Annotated in this window: 20 protein-coding genes; 11 read left to right on the top strand and 9 right to left on the bottom strand. The window is 41.1% G+C overall.

Annotated elements, in window-relative coordinates:
• The first annotated feature begins 68 nt into the window (after window positions 1–68).
• The 4 genes from H5123_RS05555 (at window position 69) to yfaE (ending at window position 5,161) form a co-directional block, all read left to right on the top strand.
• Window positions 69–740 (top strand): HAD family hydrolase, encoded by a 672-nt coding sequence (locus H5123_RS05555; RefSeq protein WP_182697283.1) that lies wholly within the window; start codon window positions 69–71, stop codon window positions 738–740.
• A gap of 542 nt (window positions 741–1,282) precedes the next feature.
• Complete coding sequence (gene nrdA / locus H5123_RS05550) at window positions 1,283–3,571, top strand: class 1a ribonucleoside-diphosphate reductase subunit alpha (protein WP_124014756.1); 2,289 nt, start codon at window positions 1,283–1,285, stop codon at window positions 3,569–3,571.
• 71 nt (window positions 3,572–3,642) lie between these two features.
• Entirely contained in the window at window positions 3,643–4,773 is a 1,131-nt protein-coding gene (nrdB, locus tag H5123_RS05545; RefSeq protein WP_182697282.1) for a class Ia ribonucleoside-diphosphate reductase subunit beta, read from the top strand.
• The gene (yfaE, locus tag H5123_RS05540; RefSeq protein ID WP_124014754.1) at window positions 4,763–5,161 is read left to right on the top strand and encodes a class I ribonucleotide reductase maintenance protein YfaE; all 399 of its coding nucleotides are present in this window, start codon (window positions 4,763–4,765) and stop codon (window positions 5,159–5,161) included. The genes nrdB and yfaE overlap by 11 nt, the downstream gene beginning before the upstream one ends.
• Before the next feature lie 622 nt (window positions 5,162–5,783).
• On the opposite strand, the gene H5123_RS05535 is transcribed toward yfaE, so the two are convergent.
• Both H5123_RS05535 and H5123_RS05530 read right to left on the bottom strand, forming a co-directional pair.
• Window positions 5,784–6,452, bottom strand: a complete 669-nt coding sequence (locus tag H5123_RS05535; protein ID WP_182697434.1) for a hypothetical protein — start codon at window positions 6,450–6,452, stop codon at window positions 5,784–5,786.
• Between the two features lie 228 nt (window positions 6,453–6,680).
• Window positions 6,681–7,829: a BamA/TamA family outer membrane protein gene (locus H5123_RS05530; RefSeq protein ID WP_182697281.1), complete on the bottom strand. Its 1,149-nt coding sequence runs from the start codon at window positions 7,827–7,829 to the stop codon at window positions 6,681–6,683.
• A gap of 572 nt (window positions 7,830–8,401) precedes the next feature.
• On the opposite strand from H5123_RS05530, the gene H5123_RS05525 reads away from it, so the two are divergent.
• Window positions 8,402–9,265, top strand: coding sequence for a PA4780 family RIO1-like protein kinase (locus H5123_RS05525; protein ID WP_124014752.1), 864 nt, complete (start codon window positions 8,402–8,404; stop codon window positions 9,263–9,265).
• Between the two features lie 396 nt (window positions 9,266–9,661).
• The gene (locus H5123_RS05520) at window positions 9,662–9,985 is read left to right on the top strand and encodes a hypothetical protein (RefSeq protein WP_182697280.1); all 324 of its coding nucleotides are present in this window, start codon (window positions 9,662–9,664) and stop codon (window positions 9,983–9,985) included.
• Between the two features lie 429 nt (window positions 9,986–10,414).
• Here H5123_RS05520 and H5123_RS05515 read toward each other — a convergent pair whose 3' ends face one another.
• Complete coding sequence (locus H5123_RS05515; protein ID WP_124014750.1) at window positions 10,415–10,705, bottom strand: hypothetical protein; 291 nt, start codon at window positions 10,703–10,705, stop codon at window positions 10,415–10,417.
• Window positions 10,706–10,995: 290 nt separating this feature from the next.
• On the opposite strand from H5123_RS05515, the gene H5123_RS05510 reads away from it, so the two are divergent.
• Entirely contained in the window at window positions 10,996–11,670 is a 675-nt protein-coding gene (locus tag H5123_RS05510; RefSeq protein ID WP_220487558.1) for a haloacid dehalogenase type II, read from the top strand.
• A gap of 152 nt (window positions 11,671–11,822) precedes the next feature.
• Entirely contained in the window at window positions 11,823–12,680 is an 858-nt protein-coding gene (gene yghU, locus H5123_RS05505) for a glutathione-dependent disulfide-bond oxidoreductase (protein ID WP_182697279.1), read from the top strand.
• Window positions 12,681–12,822: 142 nt separating this feature from the next.
• Here the strand turns inward: yghU and H5123_RS05500 are convergent, their stop codons facing one another.
• Window positions 12,823–14,838 (bottom strand): FAD-dependent oxidoreductase, encoded by a 2,016-nt coding sequence (locus H5123_RS05500; RefSeq protein WP_182697278.1) that lies wholly within the window; start codon window positions 14,836–14,838, stop codon window positions 12,823–12,825.
• Between the two features lie 163 nt (window positions 14,839–15,001).
• On the opposite strand from H5123_RS05500, the gene sppA reads away from it, so the two are divergent.
• Together sppA and ansA are read left to right on the top strand one after the other, a co-directional pair.
• Window positions 15,002–16,846 carry a signal peptide peptidase SppA gene (gene sppA / locus H5123_RS05495; protein WP_182697277.1) on the top strand — a complete coding sequence of 615 codons (1,845 nt, stop codon included), beginning with the start codon at window positions 15,002–15,004 and terminating at the stop codon, window positions 16,844–16,846.
• Window positions 16,847–16,978: 132 nt separating this feature from the next.
• Entirely contained in the window at window positions 16,979–17,992 is a 1,014-nt protein-coding gene (gene ansA, locus H5123_RS05490; protein WP_182697276.1) for an asparaginase, read from the top strand.
• A 97-nt stretch (window positions 17,993–18,089) separates the two neighbouring features.
• On the opposite strand, the gene H5123_RS05485 is transcribed toward ansA, so the two are convergent.
• From H5123_RS05485 to H5123_RS05465, 5 genes are all read right to left on the bottom strand, one after another.
• Window positions 18,090–18,371, bottom strand: a complete 282-nt coding sequence (locus tag H5123_RS05485; protein WP_124014744.1) for a YeaC family protein — start codon at window positions 18,369–18,371, stop codon at window positions 18,090–18,092.
• Window positions 18,368–18,685, bottom strand: coding sequence for a zinc ribbon domain-containing protein (locus H5123_RS05480; RefSeq protein ID WP_124014743.1), 318 nt, complete (start codon window positions 18,683–18,685; stop codon window positions 18,368–18,370). Before H5123_RS05480 ends, H5123_RS05485 begins: the two co-directional genes overlap by 4 nt.
• Before the next feature lie 53 nt (window positions 18,686–18,738).
• On the bottom strand, window positions 18,739–19,863 hold the full coding sequence (locus tag H5123_RS05475) for a M14-type cytosolic carboxypeptidase (RefSeq protein WP_124014742.1): 1,125 nt from the start codon (window positions 19,861–19,863) through the stop codon (window positions 18,739–18,741).
• 96 nt (window positions 19,864–19,959) lie between these two features.
• Entirely contained in the window at window positions 19,960–20,622 is a 663-nt protein-coding gene (locus H5123_RS05470) for a response regulator transcription factor (protein ID WP_182697275.1), read from the bottom strand.
• Between the two features lie 154 nt (window positions 20,623–20,776).
• Window positions 20,777–22,570: a DUF885 domain-containing protein gene (locus H5123_RS05465; protein ID WP_182697274.1), complete on the bottom strand. Its 1,794-nt coding sequence runs from the start codon at window positions 22,568–22,570 to the stop codon at window positions 20,777–20,779.
• A gap of 397 nt (window positions 22,571–22,967) precedes the next feature.
• Between H5123_RS05465 and H5123_RS05460 the strand changes: the two genes are divergently transcribed.
• Window positions 22,968–23,228, top strand: a complete 261-nt coding sequence (locus H5123_RS05460) for a hypothetical protein (protein WP_182697273.1) — start codon at window positions 22,968–22,970, stop codon at window positions 23,226–23,228.
• Window positions 23,229–23,314: the final 86 nt, after the last annotated feature.

The raw sequence follows: 23,314 nt of genomic DNA, 5'->3' as shown, positions 1-23,314 counted from the left end.
ATGTTATACCGATAACGCTATTAAAGGCTGCGTGGATTTACTGCCATTTCTCTGTGAGGAGCTAACTCTTGCATATGCACGACATTAAAGGGGTACTGTTCGATTTAGACGGCACCTTAGCCGACACCGCACCTGATTTAGTCCAAGCATTAAATTTGAGTTTAGACGAAGCCGGTTTTAAGGTTCAAACGCTTGAAACCATGCGCCATGCGGCTTCACATGGCAGTTTATATTTGGTCAAGACCGCCATACCACAGGCAGATGAACACGTCCAACTTGATATTCAACAAGCACTACTGCGCCATTATGCACGCATTAATGGCGATCACAGCCGTTTGTTCGACGATTTACCCGAACTCTTAACCCTATTAGATTCCCAAACCATTCCCTACGGTGTCGTCACCAATAAACCTGCTCGATTTGCTCGGCCATTAATACAAAAGCTGGGCTTAACCGACAAACTGAAAACCATGATCAGCGGCGATAGTACCTGTCACGCTAAACCTCATACTGCGCCGATGTTATTAGCCGCTCAACAAATAGCCATCGCACCTCAAAGTATTTTATACCTAGGCGATGCTGAGCGTGATTTAGTCGCCGCTCGCAACGCAAGTATGATAGGTGGCATTGCCTTATGGGGCTATTTATCACCCAGCGACACACCGAATACATGGCCAGCAACATGCCAATTTGAACATGGTGCAGCATTAAAACACTTTTTTACTCCGTCGTCTTTTTGAGATCGATTCATCGAAAATACACCTCTGAATGCATCATTGGCTAAAGATTATGCTCACAATCACTTACCGATCAAAAGCCCTAAAAGATCAATCTAAAATTGAGGGTAAATTTTCGATCGCTGTTTATTTTAGCGATCAAAACTTTCTTATTTGATGGTTGAAAAAATATCATTTATAAAAAACACGTTATAAATTTGGGCTCTAGGGTTAGCTGTCACTAACCCTGCCGTTTATCCTCAAGTTATCCACAAGAAGTTAATATAATTGTGGCTTGCAAAAAAACTCAAACCTCACTATCTTGTATCTTAGATTTTAAATAACACCATATCTTGTGTGTGGCCGACAATCAAAACTCTACTCCACAGCATAACAAGGAGATAGATGTTAACTGAACGTATTGGTGGTTTACTGCCATGTTGTGAGTACCTTCAAGTTGATTGTTTTAACATGGAATTGTTTTGTAACGGGTTCAGATCGAACCCAGCAGCACTGCATCCAACAACAGATCACATGATTAGATATAGAACCAAGGCCTCTCTTCAATGAATAGCAATATGACAGTCACTAAACGCAGTGGCGAACGTGAATCGATCGATTTAGATAAAATTCATCGCGTGATCACTTGGGCAGCCAAGGGATTAAAAAACGTCTCAGTATCTGAAGTAGAACTTCGATCTCATCTGCAGTTTTTTGATGGCATTCCAACTGAAGCCATTCATGAAACGATCATTAAGGCCGCGGCTGACTTGATCTCTCCTGAGTCACCTGATTACCAATTTGTGGCAGCCCGCTTAGCGGTATTCCATTTACGTAAAAAAGCGTTTGGCCAATTTGAACCGCCTAAGCTATTCGATCATGTCACCAAGTTAGTTGAAATTGGTAAATATGACATGCACATCATGGCGGATTACAGCCGTGAAGAATTAGACATCCTTGATGGCTATATTGATCACTGGCGTGACATGAATTTCTCTTACGCCGCAGTCAAGCAGCTAGAGGGTAAATACTTGGTTCAAAACCGTGTGACTCACGAAGTATATGAAAGCGCACAGTTTTTATACATCTTAGTCGCAGCGTGTTTGTTTGCTCGTTATCCAAAAGAAATCCGTTTGAAGTACATTAAAGACTTCTATGACGCGACATCTTTATTTAAGATTTCACTTCCAACGCCAATCATGGCGGGTGTTCGTACACCGACACGTCAATTCAGCTCATGTGTACTCATCGAGTGTGATGACAGCCTAGACTCAATCAATGCTACGGCATCGTCTATTGTTAAATACGTGAGCCAACGTGCTGGTATTGGTATTAATGCAGGCCGTATTCGTGCTTTAGGTAGCCCTATTCGTGGCGGTGAAGCATTCCACACCGGCTGTTTACCGTTTTACAAGTATTTCCAAACGGCGGTTAAGTCTTGTTCCCAAGGCGGAGTCCGTGGTGGTGCAGCAACACTGTTCTACCCGTTATGGCATCTAGAAGTTGAATCACTGCTAGTACTGAAAAATAACCGTGGTGTTGAAGACAACCGTGTGCGTCATCTTGATTACGGCGTGCAGCTAAACAAATTAATGTACCAACGTTTAATCAAAGGCGACTACATTAGCTTATTTAGTCCATCTGACGTGCCTGGCCTTTACGATGCTTTCTTTGAAGACCAAGTCGAATTTGAACGTTTATACCTGCAGTATGAGCAAGACAGCAGCATACGTAAAAAGCAGATCAAAGCAGTTGAATTGTTTTCACTGATGATGCAAGAACGTGCCTCTACTGGCCGTATCTATATTCAAAACGTCGACCATTGCAATACGCACAGTCCATTTGACTCTAAAGTAGCACCGATTAAGCAATCTAACTTATGTTTAGAAATTGCCTTGCCGACTAAACCGTTAACTAACATTGACGATCCAGACGGTGAAATCGCCTTATGTACTTTATCAGCGCTTAACTTAGGTGCGATTAAGGATTTATCTGAACTTGAGCCTTTAGCAGATTTAGCTGTGCGTGCATTAGATAACTTACTTGATTATCAAGATTACCCAATCAAAGCCGCGCAAACCAGCTCAATGAATCGCCGTACTTTAGGTATTGGTGTGATTAACTTTGCCAACTATTTGGCTAAAAATGGTAAAAAGTACTCTGACGGTTCAGCAAATAACCTGACTCATAAAACCTTTGAAGCAATTCAGTTCTATTTACTCAAAGCGTCAATGAACTTAGCTAAAGAGCAAGGTGCATGTCCGTTATTCCACGAGACAACTTATTCGAAAGGTATTTTACCTATCGACACCTATAAGCGCGATTTAGATAAAATTTGTGACGAACCATTGCACATGGATTGGGAAGGTTTACGTAGCGATATTAAGCAGTACGGCTTACGTAATTCGACCTTGTCTGCATTAATGCCTTCTGAGACTTCATCGCAAATTTCAAATGCGACTAATGGTATTGAGCCTCCACGTGGATTGATCAGCGTTAAGGCCAGTAAAGACGGGCAGTTAAAGCAAGTAGTACCAGACTTTGAGTTGCTTAAAGACAAGTATGAACTGCTGTGGAATATGCCAAACAATGATGGTTATATCCAGCTTGTTGGTTTAATGCAGAAGTTTATCGATCAAGCGATTTCAGCCAATACCAATTATGACCCAAGCCGTTTTGAAGGCGGTCGTGTACCAATGCAAACCTTGCTTAAAGACCTGTTAAGTGTCTACAAGCTAGGGATTAAAACATTGTATTATCATAACACTCGCGACGGTGCTTCTGATCAATTTGACGACATTATTGCTGTCGAAGAAGAAGACGATGGCTGCGGTGGCGGTGCGTGTAAAATTTAATCTTCACTTTATGTATATTTAGCGGGGGTCTTCCCCGCTTTTGTAAAATGCGTTTTCAGGACACCTAAATAATGGCTTACTCAACATTTTGTCAAATACCTAACGATTCGACCAAAGAACCTATGTTTTTCGGTCAATCCGTGAATGTGGCACGCTACGATCAGCAAAAATATGAAATTTTTGAAAAACTGATTGAAAAGCAATTAAGTTTCTTCTGGCGCCCAGAAGAAGTTGATGTCAGTCGCGACAAAATTGATTTCGGTGATTTACCTGACCATGAAAAACATATTTTTCTGTCAAACCTTAAATACCAAACCTTGCTCGACTCTATTCAAGGGCGTTCACCTAACGTAGCGTTTTTACCGTTAGTATCGCTACCTGAATTAGAAACCTGGATTGAAACTTGGTCATTTTCTGAAACGATTCACTCGCGTTCGTACACTCATATTATTCGTAATATTGTTAACAATCCTTCTGTGGTGTTTGACGATATTGTGCAAAATGATGAAATTTTAAAGCGTGCCGGTGATATTGCGGCTTATTATGATGATTTAATTCACCTTACCCAGATAAATAACCTGTTAGGTGAAGGCACTCATGTGATCGACGGCAAAGAAATTACCGTTAACTCACGCATACTGAAAAAGTCATTATATTTGTGCATGATGTCGGTTAATGCTTTAGAAGCGATTCGTTTCTATGTCAGTTTTGCATGTTCATTTGCTTTTGCTGAGCGTCGCGTCATGGAAGGTAATGCTAAAATCATTCGCCTGATTGCCCGTGATGAAGCCTTGCACCTTAACGGTACGCAACACATATTAAGCTTAATGCAAGGCGGCAAAGACGATCCTGAAATGGCTGAGATTGCAGCTGAATGTAAGCAAGAAGCCTACGACTTATTTGTCAAAGCGGCAGAACAAGAAAAAGCATGGGCCAAGTATTTATTTAAAGATGGATCAATGATTGGTCTTAACGAGCAGATTTTGTGCCAGTATGTTGAATTTATTACTAATCAGCGGATGAAATCGGTACATTTACCGCAGCCATACGAAGAATCGTCAAATCCTCTTCCGTGGATGAAAAACTGGTTAGAAAGTGATGCAGTACAGGTTGCCCCACAAGAAGTTGAAGTGTCTTCATACCTTGTAGGACAAATTGATTCTTCTGTTGATGGCGATGAGTTTTTAGATTTTGACCTATAAAACATTTTTCAAAAAAGCGCCTATTGTAAGCTTGAAAGGACAGCCGGTTATTTTATTTGACGGCCAACACTCAAGCTTACTAGAAGCGCTTGAAGCGAAAAAAGTAAAAGTATTTTCAGAGTGCCGAAACGGTTTTTGCGGTGCCTGTAAAACCACAATCATATCTGGAGAAGTCAGCTACCTCTCCAAACCTCTGGCAGAGCTTAAGTCTAACGAATGTCTGCCCTGCTGCTGTGTGCCTGAAAGCGATTTAAACCTCAAATTATCCACTGAAGGCGTACAAATTGTGGCTAAACGTCAATATGCGGCGGAAAATAGTAGCCATAAACAGACAACAGCATTAACCCAGCAGTTACAGATAACCCCCAAATTAGCCCACGAAGGTTAATCGATAAATTATTCTGTACGGTTTCTTGTATTTCAGTTGATCTGTTCAGTTAAGCGACTTCAGCAAATATCTTGCAGTAAATGGATTGCCGCGGCGGTATTGAACTTTACATACAAGGGTTAGGATTACGGCTTAACTGTTGGGATTTAACTATTGAGGTTTAACCTAATCGCTGATATTCAGGGCGAAAATGAATGGTATTTGTTTACCCAACTGAATCTAAACCTTCCAGCACTAATGCTAATATAATCTTAACCTCAGTTATCTCCATAACAGCAGATCGCGGTATGTTTTAACGCCGCTAACACTATCCTCTTAAGCACATATGTCTCTTCATCAACTTGGTTATTTTTAGCAGTAACACTGTCTATTTAACCTGAACTCGGGATAAGCATTGGACAACAAAAACCTGAAGGAGTGATGTTAAATAGGGCAGGAAAAAAGCGGATTGTAGCGCGACTGATATACCTAACGTCAGCTTAACCCTATGACTAACACTGATAACTGAAACTGAATCGCCATAATATGGAGCATGAAGGGATCAATGAGCGGCATTTAAGCTTGTTATCGGTGACAACAAGCTATTCAGAGGACATCGCTTATCACCTCTTTACGTTAGCGATTAACTATTGCTCAAAGCGTCGCAAGATGACTCGTAACTGTCTAACTCAATATTCCCTTGTAAAATAATCCCATGGTAATGTGCTTTTACCAGTTGATAATCTATGCTCGGCGCAAAATAGTAAGTCACCTCTTCCGCCCCAGTTTGCTCAACGGGTATAAGTTGTAATTCTCCCCAGGGTGCGATGTTAGAGGTGAGTGAGTCTTTAACATAGTACTGATAGGATTCAACCGCATCAGAGGCTTGTCTTATCAGCGCAAATTGCTGTCGCCCGTTGAGTAAATACTCACGAATTTGAATGGCTAAGGTATCAACATCTCTGAGCGGTATGCTATTTGATTGGTAATGGCTGACTTCACCATCAACATCAACACGAGAGCCCAGACCGTGATTTTCTAGAGTGACTTGCATGTCTCGGGCACGAAAGCCGGTCACTTGTTGATGAAACTTATGCGTTAGCCATTCATGAGTGGTATTTGACCAGGATAACTCAGTGCGCTGCTGGTATTGAGTGCCAATACCTAAAATACTGGCTTTACTTGTTGAGGTAATAACGGCTGATTTACCCTGCCAGTTCTCGGTGCGGGTCATGTTGCCCATGTGCAGACCACTGAGAAAAATAGAGTAACTAAAGTTTCGCTGACACTCTTGCTCAACCTCAGCGGCCATGGCACTGCTACTGTGCAGCAATCCACTTGAAAAACCGAGAATCATCAGTACTCTCGTTGCCGCTAAACAAGCTGTGGTTGATACATTAATATGACAATACCTTGTCAGTATCGGTCTTATTGGTGCCATTGATGTTACTAGAAAAAGCATTTCGGTTTTCTTTTCCTTTAAAAATAGGAATCGCATGAAGGCCTTATAAGCAATAATAAGACCTTAGGAAATATCGACTTAAAAAACTTCATTTACATTTAAGTAGAAGTTAGTGTCATTCTCACCCACCCCAACGTCAAAACGTAAATTAATATTGTCTTTAATTTTAAAGCGGAATCCAGTGCCGTAGGCGGTTAATAGAGTATCCGTTAACTCACTGACTTTAGGCGCAACACTGCCGACTGAGCCCCAAAATACCATGCCATAGCGCTGAAATATTGGTAATCGATATTCAACCTGTCCCATCATCATTTGCTCATCGCGATATCGGCCTCTAATGTAACCGCGCATCGCATCTGAACCGCCAAGGTCAGGTAAAAGATTCCACGGCACGTCACCACTAGTAAGGTGACCTTGAACTTGCCAAGCGATTAATCCAGGTGTTGACCCTAAATCGATATAATTAGCTAATTCAATATTATAGGTAGAAAACGAATCGAATTGGTCATTTTGATATAATCCAGCATCCAGCTGAAACAACCAACCTTTTGTCGCATTCAAACGATAATCTCTTGAGTCATAAATACTGGTGATCACAACACCTGAGCTAAAATTATCTGGCAAAAGGCTATTTGCATCAACAGGGGCTTGGGTGGCAACTAATTCTAGACTGTCTGCTGTGGTATAAATAAAATCAGCACCTACGCCAATAAAATAGTTATCGGCGACTTCGGTCATCCAGCGCGGTTTAAAACTATACAGTTGTTCTTTGAATTCGTGATGATTAAGATCTTGATCGCCTTGTTCAATCCCAACACCATAATACACTGCAGCTTCATTGTGCAGCTCTAAATCAAGCAGCAATCGCTGCTTACCTTGATTTAAAAACGTCATGTTCTCGACTGTAACGCCATAGGATTGATTCATAGATGCAAACGAGTTCAATACTAATGATGAGGGCTGCTCTTCACTCGATGCATTATCGGTTTTATATAACCCTACCATTAATAGCCCTACACCAAACTTCTTCTCTGGGGTGTAATAAGCCGTAGGCAAATAGCTCATATCAATGGCTTTAGTGTCATCAAACTCACCATCGGCACCAAACACAGACAAAATATTATCAATCCATGTGGGTTGCATGTCTTTGGGGGTTTCAAAAAGAGGTTCAACTGCGTTGGCGGCGTTAGAAAAAATAAATAGTGCTAAAAGTAAGGTCCGTTTCATAAAAACTCTATTAAATGTAAAAAGAATTAGGCTTGCATGATGACTTCCATGCCAATGATTGAATCAAGCTTGTGTTAGTTGGCTCCGTAATACTGAGTGGTAAAAGCTGTTGTCGATACAATGGTTTCAAATTCAATAACGATCAAATCTTCAAGTATTATCCTCGCTATCACTCAATACTAACTGAATAAAAACTGAAGCCTTACTGAATATAACGCTTATTTGAGTCAGAATTTAACCATTATCTCTTCCTCAAGCATCACTGAAGACATACTCTATTTGGCATCATTTACGTCAATGAAACCACTAGTGTTCATAATGCCTGCTAATATAGCATATTCAGTGGTTAATATTGATGATAACTCCGAGCTCAGCCGATGGGACTCACTCGGGGGAAATGTATAACATCAGCTATATTTAGGTGGGTTGCTACAGGATTTTGATTCATTAGACAAGAGTATACAAACGACAAATTCAGTAATATATGCCTCATTTAATCAGTGATCCATCTGCAAGTAAAAATTATTTCCTTAGATATATCATCCAGCGCGCAAGTAAGGTATAACGACGCTATGAAAACGCCTATACGATTACAACCACTGGTTGACGATGGTCTCGTCGATGAAGTGATAAGCCAACTCATGAGTGGCAAAGAAGCTACGGTCTATATGATCAGATGTGGCGATGCGATCCGCTGCGCGAAAGTGTATAAGGAAGCCACTAAACGCAGCTTTAAAAAAGCAGCACAATATCAAGAAGGTCGAAAAACCAAAAACAGTCGTCGTGGTCGAGCCATGGAAAAAGGCTCTAAATACGGTCGAGAAGAACAAGAAAAAGCCTGGCAAAATGCCGAGGTCGATGCATTATACAAATGCGCGGCGGCTAAAATTAGAGTACCTGTGCCTTATGGCTGCTTTGATGGTGTGCTACTAATGGAGTTGATCACCAATATTCATGGTGATGTTGCACCGCGATTAAACGACGTAACACAGATGAGTGTCGAGCAAGCACAAAGCCAGCATTACATTATGATGGGCTATGTTGTGCGTATGCTATGTGCGGGTATTGTGCATGGCGATTTGTCTGAGTTTAACGTGCTGGTCGACAAAGATGGTCCAGTGATCATTGACTTGCCTCAAGCTGTTGATGCCTCAGCCAACAATAATGCCAAAGCAATGTTATTTCGTGATGTGAATAATATGACTGACTATTATTCACAATTTGCTCCAGAATTAGCCGCGACAAAATACGCTAAAGAAATGTGGGCCTTGTATGAACAAGGTGAATTAACACCCGAAACACAGTTAACCGGTTTGTTTGAAGAAGACACCACAGCCGCTGATGTCGATTCTGTATTAGAAGAAATCAACGCTGCTTTTGAAGAAGCTCAAGAAAGACGCGAGCGCATGAGTGAAGCGAACAACGACGAGTATTAAATCGATAGTTCATTCATGTGAATACCTAGGGAGACGTACGGACAAATTATCAGAGCTTTTATAGAAGATATAGTCTGGTTAATGTCTCCCTATTCTTTAGCCCTAATGAAAACGCAGAATCACGTACGCCCCCTTGTTAATTAAGCAGCAAGTTGTGTAAATATAAACGCTAGCTGCCTAAACTCTTCCGATTTGTGCAACCATAGCTAATCCTATTACGAACAAATACAATAATGTCCTTAATGGTTAAATCAGATCCTTTTTCCGCCATAGTCAGCAGAGAACCTTACCCTTGGCACACAGCCAAAATAATCAATTTAAGCGCCTTACATAACCTTACTTTTATCATGGTTAATTAGGTGTATAATAAGATTGAAAGTTAACAAGGAGAATATTATGAATAGCTATGTTGTATCAGTATTACTCGTTTGTCTTACTACTTCTTTGCCTGTTACTGCTATTGGAAATGAAAATGGAGCCATGAGAATGTCTCAGATGCCGGTATTTTCAGATTTTGATAAGAATCAAGACAAATTGATATCTGAAGAGGAATTTGTGCAATTTCAAAAAGCACGGCAAGAGTTGCATCAATCTGAAGGGCGCATGTTAAAAAATGCCTCACGTGATGGTATGTTTGAACGTATCGATTTGGATCACAATAAGTTTATTGATGCTGAAGAGTTTCAATCTCATCGTGAAATGATGAGAAAGTCTAAATAATCTCTGCTCGGAATAATAATCAATGTCACTTTAGAGAGGTCATCAACATCACCTCTCTTTTTAAATACACGAAACGAGAGCACTTGAGATTTAGCCATCTCAATCAGCATAATAGAACGCCTAACTCCCCCCTTTCCAATCAAACACCATTCAAACTTGGCTTTATCGGGCTTATGCTTTGCGCAGTTCTCTGTACAGCCCTAGAGATCAATTGGCCAGTGAAAATAATATCACTATATTGTCGACGTTTTTATACGCTTGTGATGATTTTATCCCGAACAAACATCGCCTCGGCCCTTTGGCTTATCAATGTTGACTATGTGTAGGTAAATGGCTAAAACACTGGGTCACACAGTCTCAGGTACTCATTGCTGCGTCGAATATCATAGCCTCAACATCACGAACTATCACCAAGCTAAAATGGATAAATTATTCTGCCGCAACAAGCTTGCTTTTAAACACGCCATAAAAGGCAATACAGGCACCAGCAAAACCTAAGAAAGAACACACCAGACGATAGTCATTGTTGTCGATAAAGAAATTAGCCACACTGAATACCAATAAAATCAATAAACCAATATTTTTGGTCATCATCATTTTAGGCTCAAACATCAGCCATTGTTCGCATTTAGGGCATTGTGTTTCAACGCCATGTTTACCTTTGCGTACTTGTTTAAGTGCCTTGCGGGCAAACACACCCTGACAACGAGGACATTCCATTTCAGATCACCTTTAATGATTTTTAATCAATATAATACAATGAATTAACTTAGTATCAAAGCTTATCATTCAACCCAATTTCTGATAAGTATAACAAACACCTTTGATTATTTATTAATTTTAACGAACGCTCAAAATCATATTTGAACGAATGTTACAGTTAGTTTATAGTCAAGGGAACTTGGGTATCATTAGCAAAATAAACACCGCATAGATGTGGATATTAACAACCTAGCTTGGCTACTTACTCAGAGCTTCAGCATTGACCATACACTCACAGAGCAATAATCATGAATAAAGTCATTGGATTTGATGTTTATGGCACCTTAGTGGATCCGCTAGAGATGGGCCAACATCTGCAACAACTGATTGGCGATAAAGCGCTAGAGTTTGCGCAACTGTGGCACGATAAAAAAGTCGAGTATGCGTTCCGTCGCGGATTAATGCAGCAATATGCAGATTTTGCAGTTTGTACTCAACAAGCACTGCAATATTGTTTGACGGTTTACAACCTTACCCTCACAGCAAGTGCACAACAGCAACTGCTGGCAAAATTTAGTCAACTATCGGCCTTTGAGGATGTTATTGTTGGCCTAGCATTACTGCGCAATCAAGGCCATACCCTAGTCGCATTTTCAAATGGTCCAGAACTAGCCGTGCGCAATTTAATGCATAATGCTGGCGTGTTACCTCAATTACATGATGTCATCAGCGTGGACGACCTACAGACCTTTAAACCTAATCCTGCGGTTTACCATTATTTAATCAACCGCACTCAAACTGATCCCACTCATTGTTGGATGGTATCGAGCAATCCCTGGGATGTGATTGGTGCAAAAGCTGCTGGACTTAACACAGCTTGGATCCAACGCGACAGTAAAAAAGTATTTGATCCCTGGGGCATTGAGCCAGACTTAACCGTCAGCAATTTAATCGAATTAAGTGAACAGTTAGAAGCCAGGTAATAAATAACTAACATGTTGCATTTAAACAATAAAAGCATAACTCATACGCGTTGATGCTAATACATTATAGCGATACACGCTACACTCATAATATTGTGCTAAGCGCATTATAAATTTACATAACCTGCTAGCGGGTTATACAAGGATATTTTATGACTAACCAATATACTCCACCTAAAGTTTGGCAAAATAATACCAATGGAGCTAACAAGTGGGCGAGCATTAATAGCCCTGAGTCAGGTGCCCGATTCGATAAACAACTGCCTGTCGGTAAGCATTCTTTACAACTCTATTCCCTTGGTACACCCAACGGGCAAAAAGTGACTATTTTGTTAGAAGAGTTACTTGCATTAGGTATTAAAGAAGCGGAATACGATGCTTATCTGATTAACATCGGAGAAAAAGATCAATTTTCGTCAGGGTTTGTTGCAGTCAATCCAAACTCAAAAATTCCTGCTTTATTGGATAAATCTGCTGATGAAGATGTGACAGTGTTTGAATCAGCTTCAATTTTGGTTCATCTAGCAGAGAAATTTGACCAATTCCTGCCTAAAGATGGCAAAGCCAGAACGCAAACATTTAACTGGCTGTTCTGGGCCCAAGGCTCTGCCCCATTCCTTGGCGGGGGTTTTGGTCATTTTTACGCTTATGCCGATGAAAAGCAGGAATACCCGATTAACCGTTTTGCAATGGAAGTGAAACGCCAATTAGATGTGTTGGATAAACAACTGGCAAGTAACACCTTTGTAACCGGTGAAGAATACACCATTGCAGACATCGCCATATGGCCTTGGTATGGCAACTTAGTCTTAGGTAATTTATACAGTGCCGCTGAGTTTTTAGATGTTGCCAGCTATAAAAATGTAACTCGTTGGGCTAATGAAGTATTAGCGCGCCCGGCTGTTCAACGTGGCAAAATAGTTAACACTTCATGGGGCGAACCATGGGAAATGTTACCAAATCGTCACAGCGCAGCAGATATTGATGCCGTATTAGCATTGAAGCCTTAATCTAAGTCCACAAATAACAGCTGATGAGCTAACCTCGTCAGCGTATTAAAAAAGCCTTCTGCAACACAGAAGGCTTTATATTTAATTCACGTTATGAAAGTGCTCTCAATGCAATCAAGTAAATACTTGCTTTTCACAATGATTAGATACTCATTGCAAGCTCAGCGCCTTGACGGATAGCCCGTTTAGCGTCTAATTCTGCAGCTACATCTACACCGCCAATTAAGTGCACTGGCAAGCCACTACTCTTCATTTCATCAACCAGACTGAGATTAGACATTTGTCCTGCACACAACACCACGTTATCAACAGCCAGAATTTCAGATTGTTCGCCGACTTTAATATGCAGCCCTTGCTCATCAAACTTTTCGTAGCTTACACCGGTTTTCATGTGAACCTGATGCTGTTTTAACACACTACGATGGATCCAACCGGTTGTTTTACCTAAGCCTTTACCCATTTTGGTGGTTTTACGTTGCAATAAATACACTTCACGGCCAGGGACATGTTCAGCTTCTTCAGTTAATCCGCCAGCGTGTTGATAGGTCTTATCAATGCCCCACTGCTTTAACCATTTATCGGGTTGCAAGGTGCTCGATTCTAATTCACATAAGAAATGCGCCATGTCAAAACCGATACCGCCAGCACCAATTAGCGCTACGGTTTTACCAATCTCAACTTGGCCAGTTAATACTTGTTGATAATCGACCACTTTAGGATTATCAAAACCCGGTAGTTTTAAAGCGCGAGGGACAACACCTGAAGCAATGACCACTTCATCGAATTTCTCAGTAGCTAATACCGCTGCATCTAATTTAGTGTTAAGACGCAATTCAACCTTATGCAGTCTAATTTGATTCATAAAGTATCGAATGGTTTCGTTAAACTCTTCTTTACCCGGTATTTTACGGGCCAAATTAAACTGACCACCGACCTCTGACTTAGCTTCAAATAATACGACCTCATGACCACGAGACGCAGCATAAACAGAGAAAGCCATACCTGCTGGGCCCGCCCCCATAACAGCAATGCGCTTTTTATGGGTGGTAGGTAGAAAATTAATTTCGGTTTCATAACAAGCGCGAGGATTAACTAAACAGGTTGCTCGTTTCATCGAAAAGGTATGGTCCAAACACGCCTGATTACAACCAATGCAAGTATTAATCAATTCAGGGGTATTGGCAGCAGCTTTATTCACAAACTCAGCATCAGCTAAAAATGGTCGGGCCATTGACACCATGTCAGCTTGACCCGAGGCAATAATTGCCTCGCCAATTTCTGGGGTATTAATTCGGTTTGTGGCGATTAACGGTATTTTGACTTCTTGTTTGAGTTTTTCAGTCACCCAAGAGAATGCACCACGCGGCACACTGGTCGAAATGGTCGGAACACGCGCTTCATGCCAACCTATGCCAGTATTAATAATACTCACGCCCGCTTGTTCAAGGGATTTGGCCAGCTGTACCACTTCGTCCCACGTTGAGCCATTGTCGACTAAGTCGAGCATCGATAAGCGGAACACAATAATAAAATCACTGCCGACCTTGTGTCGAATAGCATTGACGATTTCAATCGGGAATTTAACCCGATTTTCATAACTGCCGCCCCATTCATCACTGCGTTTATTGGTACGCGAACTGATAAATTGATTGATTAGATACCCTTCAGAGCCCATCACTTCAACACCATCATAACCGGCTTTTTTTGCCAAGGCGGCACTGGTTGCGTAATCCTTAATGGTTGAGCGCACTTGGCGTGCAGACATCGCTGAAGGAGTAAAAGGGGTAATAGGTGATTTAATTTTGCTCGGCGCTAAACTAAAAGGATGATAACTGTAACGGCCCGCATGCAAAATTTGCATACAGATTTTACCGCCCGCTTCATGCACGGCATCGGTGACGATTTTATGTTTACCGACTTGCCAAGAAAAGCTTAATTGACAAGCATGTGGCGCAAGACGGCCGCGCAAATTAGGTGCGATACCGCCAGTAACAATTAACCCTACGCCACCTTGAGCACGCTCTTTATAAAAAGCTGCCAGTTTCTCAAATCCGCCTTTTTCTTCTTCTAAACCCGTGTGCATTGAGCCCATCAACACGCGGTTTTTCAGCTTTGTAAAGCCGAGATCTAAAGGTTCTAATAACTGTGGAAACGACATTCAAACATCCTTTTTAAACAAGTGATTTAAATCAGCATACCCTGACAGTAAATTTTGCTCAATCATTTAAACGCTCCCTTGTTAAAAACCTTTACAATTGAATTTCACATTTATATTGATTTTCAGTTAGGATGACTACATTAGACTGATAAAGGAGTGGCAAATGTCCGCTAAACCCTCGTTTTTAAAAAGGATGTTTTTACTGTTATGGAATACAGTAAACGGTATCCGCAAGTTAATTATCAACATCATATTTTTTGGTTTGTTGGCCGTCATCGCTGTGGTATTGCTCAATAGCGAAGATGAGATTGTCATCGAAGATCAAACAGCCTTAGTACTAAACTTATCTGGCAGCATAGTCGATCAAAAACATTATGTTGATCCGATTGAAATGGCATTAAAACAGGGACAAGCTAATGATCCCGAAGGTGAAATGTTATTAGCAGATATTCTTTATACTATTAATAACGCCACTGAAGATAAACGTATCAATAGCATAGTGTTGGATTTGGCCAATCTTCAAGATGCTGGCATCAGTAAAATGACCGCCATAGGTGAAGCATTAAATCAGTTTAAAGCGGCTGACAAATCTGTGATAGCCATGGCCAATGGCTATGATCAAAACCAATACTTTTTAGCCAGCTTTGCGGACAAAATATACCTTAATAACCAAGGTATGGTGTCGCTTGATGGGTTAAGTCGTTACCGTTTATATTACAAAGCGGCATTGGACAAGTTGAAAATTACGACTCATGTATTCAGAGTTGGTACGTTTAAATCTGCTGTAGAACCCTTTATCCGTGATGATATGTCTGATGCGGATAAACAAGCCAGCAAGGTATTACTAAATGATATTTGGCAGAGCTACTCAACCATTGTGGCCAGTAACCGTCAAATTGCCCCCGACCAATTAGTGTTAACCACTGATGAGTACTTGGCTCAGCTTGATAAAGCTGAAGGTGACAGTGCTAAAATGGCCATAAACATGAAATGGGTCGACGAGCTGGTTTCTGCAGATGCATTTCGCGTTGCCATGATTGAGCGTGTGGGTAGTGATAAAGAAGGTAAAAACTTTAAACAAATTAGTTTTAATGACTACCGCAAATTAACGGCGCCAATGCCTCAATTTATTGAGCATGACTCTGTTGCGGTTATCGTTGCCAAAGGTACCATCCTTAACGGTAAACAACCTGCTGGACAAATTGGTGGCGAAAGTACCTCTGCACTGCTGATGAAAGCTCGCTTTGACGACAAAGTCAAAGCCGTCGTACTGAGAGTTGATAGCCCTGGCGGCAGTGCATTTGCCTCAGAGCAAATTCGTCAAGAAGTATTAGCGCTAAAAGCGGCAGGTAAACCTATAGTGGTAAGCATGGGGAGCCTAGCGGCGTCTGGTGGCTATTGGATATCAGCCAGTGCCGATTATATTGTCGCAACCCCAACTACCCTAACCGGTTCGATTGGTATTTTTGGTATGTTTGCTACATTTGAACAAGCACTGAGCCATTTTGGGGTGACCTCTGATGGCGTGGCAACCTCTGAATGGGCTGGATTGTCGCCGGTTCGGGAACTAAGCCCTCAAGTTGCAGCGGTAATTCAACGCCATATTGAACGTGGTTATCATGAGTTTATCTCTCTTGTGGCTACAGAGCGTCATATGACGCTTGAGCAAGTTGACGAAATTGCTCAAGGCCGTGTTTGGACAGGTAAACGCGCATTAACCTTAGGTCTAGTTGATGAGCTAGGTGACATGGATATTGCATTAGCCAAAGCGGCTGATTTAGCTAAAATGGACAAATTTGATGTGAAAGTGATTGAACAAGAACTCAGCGCTGAACAACAAATTATGCAGCAATTCATGGGGGCTGTGGCCGCTTATGTACCAGACAGCGTTCGTCAGACCAGCATAGTTGAAAAGTTTGTCAGTCAGTGGGCTGGTGCATTTGAAACATTGTCAATGTTTGATGATCCTAACCATGCTTATTTGTATTGCGAAAACTGTAATTATTAACCTATTGCATCACCGTAATATGAAGATTATTCAAAAAAAGCCTGCCTAGCAGGCTTTTTTATTGGGGATCGTTAAATAAGCTCGTATAATTTACACAATCTGCAATTATCGCTAAATAAGAGTCCTATATTTATGCCAAAACGATCGATTTACGTAGCCTATACAGGCGGTACCATCGGAATGCAAAAAACAGCCAATGGTTTTGTGCCTGTGTCTGGGTTCTTAACCGATTGTGTACAGTCTATGCCGGAGTTTTATCATAACGAAATGCCTGAATTCGTGATTCATGAATACAGTCCACTGATTGACTCATCTAATATGGCGCCAACCGATTGGCAAATGATAGCAAACGATATTCAAGCAAACTATGAAAAGTACGACGGTTTCGTTATTTTGCATGGCACTGACACCATGGCTTATACCGCATCGGCTTTGTCATTTATGCTCCAAGGTTTGTCTAAACCTGTCATCGTCACCGGTTCCCAAATTCCATTGGCGCAATTGCGCTCAGACGGTCAAACTAACTTGCTCAATTCACTGTATATTGCCGCCAATTATCCTGTTGCTGAAGTGTGTTTATTTTTTAATAACAAGCTGTTTCGTGGTAATCGCTCCACGAAAGCGCATGCTGATGGCTTTGATGCATTTGCATCGCCTAACTTCCCTATGTTGCTTGAAGCAGGTATTAAAATTAACCTCAAAGCAGGTAAAATTAGTAAGCCAACAGGAGAGCCTTTAGAGGTTGTGACCATTAGTCCGCAACCCGTTGGTGTGGTTACGCTTTACCCTGGTATTTCTACGGACATTTTTAATAACATTTTACAACAACCGGTAAAAGCACTGATTTTATTAACCTTTGGAGTGGGCAATGCGCCACAAGATAAAAAGTTGCTTGATACCCTCAAACAAGCCGATGAACGCGGCATCATATTGGTCAATTTAACCCAGTGTTTTCAGGGCAAAGTCAATATGGGCGGTTATGCTACCGGTAATGCTTTAGCCCAAGCAGGGGTGATAAGCGGTGCAGACATGACCATTGAAGCTGCATTAGCAAAACTGCATTATTTGCTTTCAATCGGATTAACCTCAGCGCAAATCAAACAACGCATGCAGGAAAACCTTATTGGTGAGCTAACAGTCGATTAAGTTGCCTTGTCTGCAGCCTAATAGCAAAATCTGAAAACAAAAATGCGAGCTCTGTAGCTCGCATTTTTGTTGACTATAACTCGTTTATTGAATGAGTCTATAAATCAGCTTCTTTAAACTCAGCGATAGGATCGCCTTTAAACTGTTTTTTCAGCTCTGATTTAGACAACTCATTAATATTCCCACCCGCACCAATAGTAAAATGTTCAGTTTGCTGAAGCTTACGTGCTTGATACAACATCACTACTTGCAAAGTCGATTCACGCTGAGGCTGAGTTAATACTGTACCATCATCCCACTTACCTAACTCAGACGCAGACAATAGGCGCAGGTATACTTCTTCAGGCATTTCATCAATGACTTTATTGATATCGTTCATACTGATTTCCGTTTATGTAACACTATTCTGACTCGGGTAATAAGATAGCCCGTAAAGCCAATAACAAAACTTGCAATCGCGAGATAAGAAGTTGTGCCCTGAGCAGGCTCTCCTCCCCAAAACCACACGACAACCCCTGCGATAAACAATGTCAGAAAAATAAAGCTTTGGGTCATTAAGCTATTAGAACGCTCAATATGACTGATAATTTTTAAAGACTCAGTATTACCATCCAAGGCTGTTTTACAATGTTGACATTGTTTAGCCAGACTTGAAATACGCTTTTGACATTTAGGGCATGCAACTAAGGCCATAATTTACTCTACCTGCTGATCATCTAACATTAAATTTAGCGTTTATGTGGAAATTATAGCTGTTCAACAACAGCTAACATCGCGACTAAAGACGCTTCACCTAAATATACGCAACGTTCTGGAGACCAGCCCACAAATGGGTCGGCTAAATTAGCATTGTCTTTAAATGGCATCTCTAACGTGTTTGATAAACAACTGAATGTATTCGCTACCCAGTTAGACCCTACGGTTAAATTAGCTTGCCCCGGTTCATCCTTGTCGTAACCAAACTCTGTTTGGAAATCAGCACTGGCAATCGTTAATGCACTCAGGAATTGTTGTTGTAATGCGGCCATTTTATCGTTGTAGTTTGGTACACCTTCACAACCCGCTAGGAACACATAAGGAAGACCTTCATCGCCATGAACATCGTAAAACAAATCAACACCTGTTTGGTGCATTTTATTGACAACATAATACACCTCAGGACTTTTCTCTAAGCTCGGAGTCTGCCATTCGCGGTTAAGATTGGTACCAACGGCATTAGTCCGTAAATGGCCACGAGCGCTACCATCTGGGTTCATATTAGGCACAATGTAAAAATTGGCTTTGTCTAACAAAGCTTTAGACGTTGGGCAATCACTATCAAGCAATTGATTTAACAAGCCTTCGACTAGCCATTCAGCCATGGTCTCGCCAGGATGTTGACGCGCAGTGATCCAGATATTTTTCTTATCAGGATTAGCATCACCAATTTTAAGCAAACTCATGTCACGACCATCGAGGGTTAACCCAAGGTGCTCGAGACTGACAGCTGGATGCAATTGTACTTCGCTGATTAAATCTAAATGACGCTCGTAGCTATAAGGAGCAAAATAGGCAATTTGAATCGCTTCACAATCTAGCTCTGCGTGAATGGTTAACTTGCCATCAACATATTGGGTTGGCAATCTGAACCAAGTTTGACGATCATAACTGGCAACCGCTTGGTAATCTTCCCAACCTTTCGGGTATGAGGCATCACCTGCATTGATAATATTAAGGGTATATGTCTGGCCAACTTCACCTTCTAGACGAAAGTTAAACCACTGATAAAACTCACCGCCGAAGTCGGGACGAATGGCGAGTTGTATATCGTCATGTTTATCAATATTAATGACGTTAATGTTGCCGCCGTCGAAGTTTGCTGTAATCCGCATTAGATTATCCTTTAATGTGCTTGCACTTATTTTGGGCTGAGTAATCGCCTTTTTTATGCGCCATAGCTTATCAAATGCGGCAATTGCTGTGAACCTTTAAAAGTTAAAGCTGTACCCTTGACCGCGAACCGTATTAATTAGCTCACGTGGCAAATTGCGTTTAACTAATTTACGCCGTGTATTACTGATGTGCATATCTAAATTACGGTCAAATCGGCCCAACTCTTTGTGTAATACTCTGCGTTGTAATTCTTGTTTAGTGATCACCTCACCCTGGTGATCAAACAAATATTTAAACAGGCGATACTCTGTTTGAGTCAGCACCAGGGACTTTTCAGCAAAACGAATCGTATAACTGGTGTCATCAAAGCTAATATCATGATTAAAATTATCATTCATTGGTGCTTGGAGGCGCCGATGAAGCACATTAAGACGCAATTGTAATTCACGTATATTGATTGGTTTTGCTAGGTAATCATCGGCACCTAACTCAAGAGCGTTAATGCGCTCTAGTTCGCAGCGAATGTCTGCGAGCACAATAATAGCTGTTGAAGGTTTTCTGGTAACGAGTAACCAAAAGGAATCCATTTTGGGCACTGAGTAGTCTAATAATATCGCTTCGAGCTGAGTGGTTTCCATATAAACCAATGCATCGAAGGCATTATTGACGCGATGAACACTATAACCCTGCTCACTTAGTTGTTGACCTAAGTCGCTTTTATCGGAGAGGCTATGTTCAATGAGTAGAATATTGTTCATGATAAATCACTTAATGATAACGATTACCATTAAGATTATCATATTGATTTGTGTATAACTAGATGTAATCTTTGTTGCCGCCGTTTGATTAACAAAAAAAGGCCTGAAAATTCAGGCCTTGAGATATTTGCCACACAAATCAGCAGAAGCTAAACTATTTTTCTAGCATCAACTGCTTGATAAATTTAACCGGGGCACTGCCGTAACTTAAAAACTGTTCATGGAACTGTTTTAAATCAAAATCATCGCCTTGATTGGCTTTTAGCTGTTCACGGAAATCATAGATCTCACGATAACCAGCATAATAACTGGTTAGCTGTACTTGACTTAATGTTGCTCGGCGCCATTTGCCTTCAGCTTCAGCACGTTGCTGAAAGGCTTCATTTTCAAGTAAATCAATCACCTGCTCTTCGCCCATACCATTGACTTGAATACTGTAATCTAAAATAGTGTTACAAATAACGCGTAAGTTCCACTTGTAATACATCAACCACATCTCTGGCTCAAAATTACCATAGCCTTCTTCTAACATCATGCGTTCAGCATAGACAGCCCAACCTTCTATCATGGCACCGTTACCAAATAGACTTTTGACTAAACTAGGCGACTGATTTGAATACACCAATTGGGTGTAATGCCCAGGGATCGCTTCATGGATATTAAGTACTTGTAAGATCCAATGGTTGTATTCACGTAAGTAACTTTCAGCAGACTCGGCACTCATATTATCAAGTGGCGTCACATTATAATAAGTGTTACCACCTTGATCATAAGGCCCCGGGGCACTGATTGATGCGCCAGCAAAACCACGCATATACTCAGGGGTTTCACGAACAACCAATGGCTTATTAGGATCAAGTGTTACTAATTGTTTGTCATTCACAAATTGAATCAGCTCAGGAATTTGTTTGCGTACTTCAGCAACAAAATTTTCCCGTTTAACATGTTTGCTAGATAACACATCGATGAGCTGACGGATCGCTTGTCTTTCATCGGCAGGTTTTGGCGTATCAATATACTTTGACCAAAGAGTATCGGTTAGCTTAGCCATTTCTTGCTGAACTTGATTTTTATCTGCTACCGCTTTGTTGTACAACTGTTTTGCGGTCATACCAGACTGAATATCAAAGGCGAACTTTTCTTCATACAATGTTTCACCGATACGAAAATCTCGGGCGCCCTTTTCAGTCAATTTGCTTTCAAGTGCAGTTAACCACTCAATATGCTGTTTAATGGCTGCTGTTGCGGCATCAAAGCGCTGAGTGAATAAGGCCTTTTGATCTGTACTTAAGCCAGAATCAGCAACTTGCTGTACTAATGCATCAGACAATACCGAAAAAGCACCTTGGTTTTGCATAATCGCAAGTTGAGTGTGCTCAAGAGTTGGGTCGCTAATGTTATTTCGTGCCGCTTCGTAATAAGCAGGTACATTTTCAAGACGAGCAATCACTGAGGTGAGGCGTTCATCTAATGGTGCAAAGTCCTCATTAATAATTTGCGCAAATCCACCGGCAACATTGTAATTTGACGGGTCCCACTGCCAACCTTTAAACCGAGTAATTTCCCACTGCATTGAATCAACTAAATTACTCAACAGTTTATAATCGATTAGCTCATTAGCTGACAAGGATTGCGGATCAAACTCAGCCATAGCCATTTGCTGTTGCTTAACAAAAGCCAATGTTTTATCACGGCTAGCTTGATTTGGGATATCCAAATAGCCATCATTAACATGCTTACCACTATACAAGGCCCAAGTCGGTGACAATTGCCACAGCTCATCGATAAACCGTTGTGAATATTGGTTAAAATTTAATTTTTCTGCTGATGTACTAGCCTGCGCATTAACGCTATTTTGTGGATCACTTTGTTGCATCGAGTTATCACTACAGCCCGCTAATGCGGCTAAAGCGAAAGAAACCGCCAAAGGAAGTAGACCTTTTTTCATTTGTTATCCCTTAAATTGTTATTATTGTTTGTGCAAAATGACTTATCTTATTATGTTACATTTAGCGCTTTTTGGGTGCTATTTTTATGAGTAATAACTTGCTTAATTAATGTGATCAAGTTGGAGAAAATTATCTTGCTAGCATTATTAATAGTTAATCATGTTCGTGACTTATTTGCAGCAAGCAGACATCTTTTGTGACATAAAATCTTACGCTATCGATGCTATAACGGCCGACTACAAGGTATTTGGTTACATTTGTGCAGCCGTGCCCATCGCCAATGACAGACCTTCAACATGACCACTATCCCCATTACCTAGATCTTAATGGCACAAAGGCCACTAATGCTTAAAGCTATGAGTATTCAGGTTGCAGCTTATTAAGATGAGATTACCTATGATGCTCATCGATATTATCTGGAACAACAATAATGACGTTATCAATGCCACAGTCAGCGGACTTGGTGCACAAAGTAGCATACAAACCCCAAAGCAATTGAAAGATTTTATTGGCGCTTATAGCTTAATGAGTTGGACTAGCTTAATTGGTTTAACAAAAGCGTTGGAGGTTAGCCATATCAAGGCAATATTACCAGGCCCCATGGCTGTTTTGATGGCAAACTTTACCCTAGACAGCAAAAGCAGTTTGCAGTGTTAACCATAGCCATTCGGTTTGTGCTGTCGCCAGACTCCCCTAGCCTCTTTTTTATCGACACAAAAAGCATCGACACAAAAAAGCGGAAT

The organism is Shewanella sp. SR43-4 (genome assembly GCF_014163845.1).
Classification (GTDB): Bacteria; Pseudomonadota; Gammaproteobacteria; order Enterobacterales; family Shewanellaceae; genus Shewanella; species Shewanella vesiculosa.
This window is presented reverse-complemented; position numbering and strand designations above follow the sequence as displayed.

Excerpts from the sequence above, each read along its gene's own strand:
- nrdA (WP_124014756.1), top strand. The coding sequence starts at position 1,283 with ATGAATAGCAATATGACAGTCACTAAACGCAGTGGCGAACGTGAATCG.
- nrdB (WP_182697282.1), top strand. The coding sequence starts at position 3,643 with ATGGCTTACTCAACATTTTGTCAAATACCTAACGATTCGACCAAAGAA.
- H5123_RS05535 (WP_182697434.1), bottom strand. The coding sequence starts at position 6,452 with ATGGCCGCTGAGGTTGAGCAAGAGTGTCAGCGAAACTTTAGTTACTCT.
- H5123_RS05530 (WP_182697281.1), bottom strand. The coding sequence starts at position 7,829 with ATGAAACGGACCTTACTTTTAGCACTATTTATTTTTTCTAACGCCGCC.
- H5123_RS05525 (WP_124014752.1), top strand. The coding sequence starts at position 8,402 with ATGAAAACGCCTATACGATTACAACCACTGGTTGACGATGGTCTCGTC.
- H5123_RS05520 (WP_182697280.1), top strand. The coding sequence starts at position 9,662 with ATGAATAGCTATGTTGTATCAGTATTACTCGTTTGTCTTACTACTTCT.
- H5123_RS05515 (WP_124014750.1), bottom strand. The coding sequence starts at position 10,705 with ATGGAATGTCCTCGTTGTCAGGGTGTGTTTGCCCGCAAGGCACTTAAA.
- H5123_RS05510 (WP_220487558.1), top strand. The coding sequence starts at position 10,996 with ATGAATAAAGTCATTGGATTTGATGTTTATGGCACCTTAGTGGATCCG.
- yghU (WP_182697279.1), top strand. The coding sequence starts at position 11,823 with ATGACTAACCAATATACTCCACCTAAAGTTTGGCAAAATAATACCAAT.
- H5123_RS05500 (WP_182697278.1), bottom strand. The coding sequence starts at position 14,838 with ATGTCGTTTCCACAGTTATTAGAACCTTTAGATCTCGGCTTTACAAAG.
- sppA (WP_182697277.1), top strand. The coding sequence starts at position 15,002 with ATGTCCGCTAAACCCTCGTTTTTAAAAAGGATGTTTTTACTGTTATGG.
- ansA (WP_182697276.1), top strand. The coding sequence starts at position 16,979 with ATGCCAAAACGATCGATTTACGTAGCCTATACAGGCGGTACCATCGGA.
- H5123_RS05485 (WP_124014744.1), bottom strand. The coding sequence starts at position 18,371 with ATGAACGATATCAATAAAGTCATTGATGAAATGCCTGAAGAAGTATAC.
- H5123_RS05480 (WP_124014743.1), bottom strand. The coding sequence starts at position 18,685 with ATGGCCTTAGTTGCATGCCCTAAATGTCAAAAGCGTATTTCAAGTCTG.
- H5123_RS05475 (WP_124014742.1), bottom strand. The coding sequence starts at position 19,863 with ATGCGGATTACAGCAAACTTCGACGGCGGCAACATTAACGTCATTAAT.
- H5123_RS05470 (WP_182697275.1), bottom strand. The coding sequence starts at position 20,622 with ATGAACAATATTCTACTCATTGAACATAGCCTCTCCGATAAAAGCGAC.
- H5123_RS05465 (WP_182697274.1), bottom strand. The coding sequence starts at position 22,570 with ATGAAAAAAGGTCTACTTCCTTTGGCGGTTTCTTTCGCTTTAGCCGCA.
- H5123_RS05460 (WP_182697273.1), top strand. The coding sequence starts at position 22,968 with ATGATGCTCATCGATATTATCTGGAACAACAATAATGACGTTATCAAT.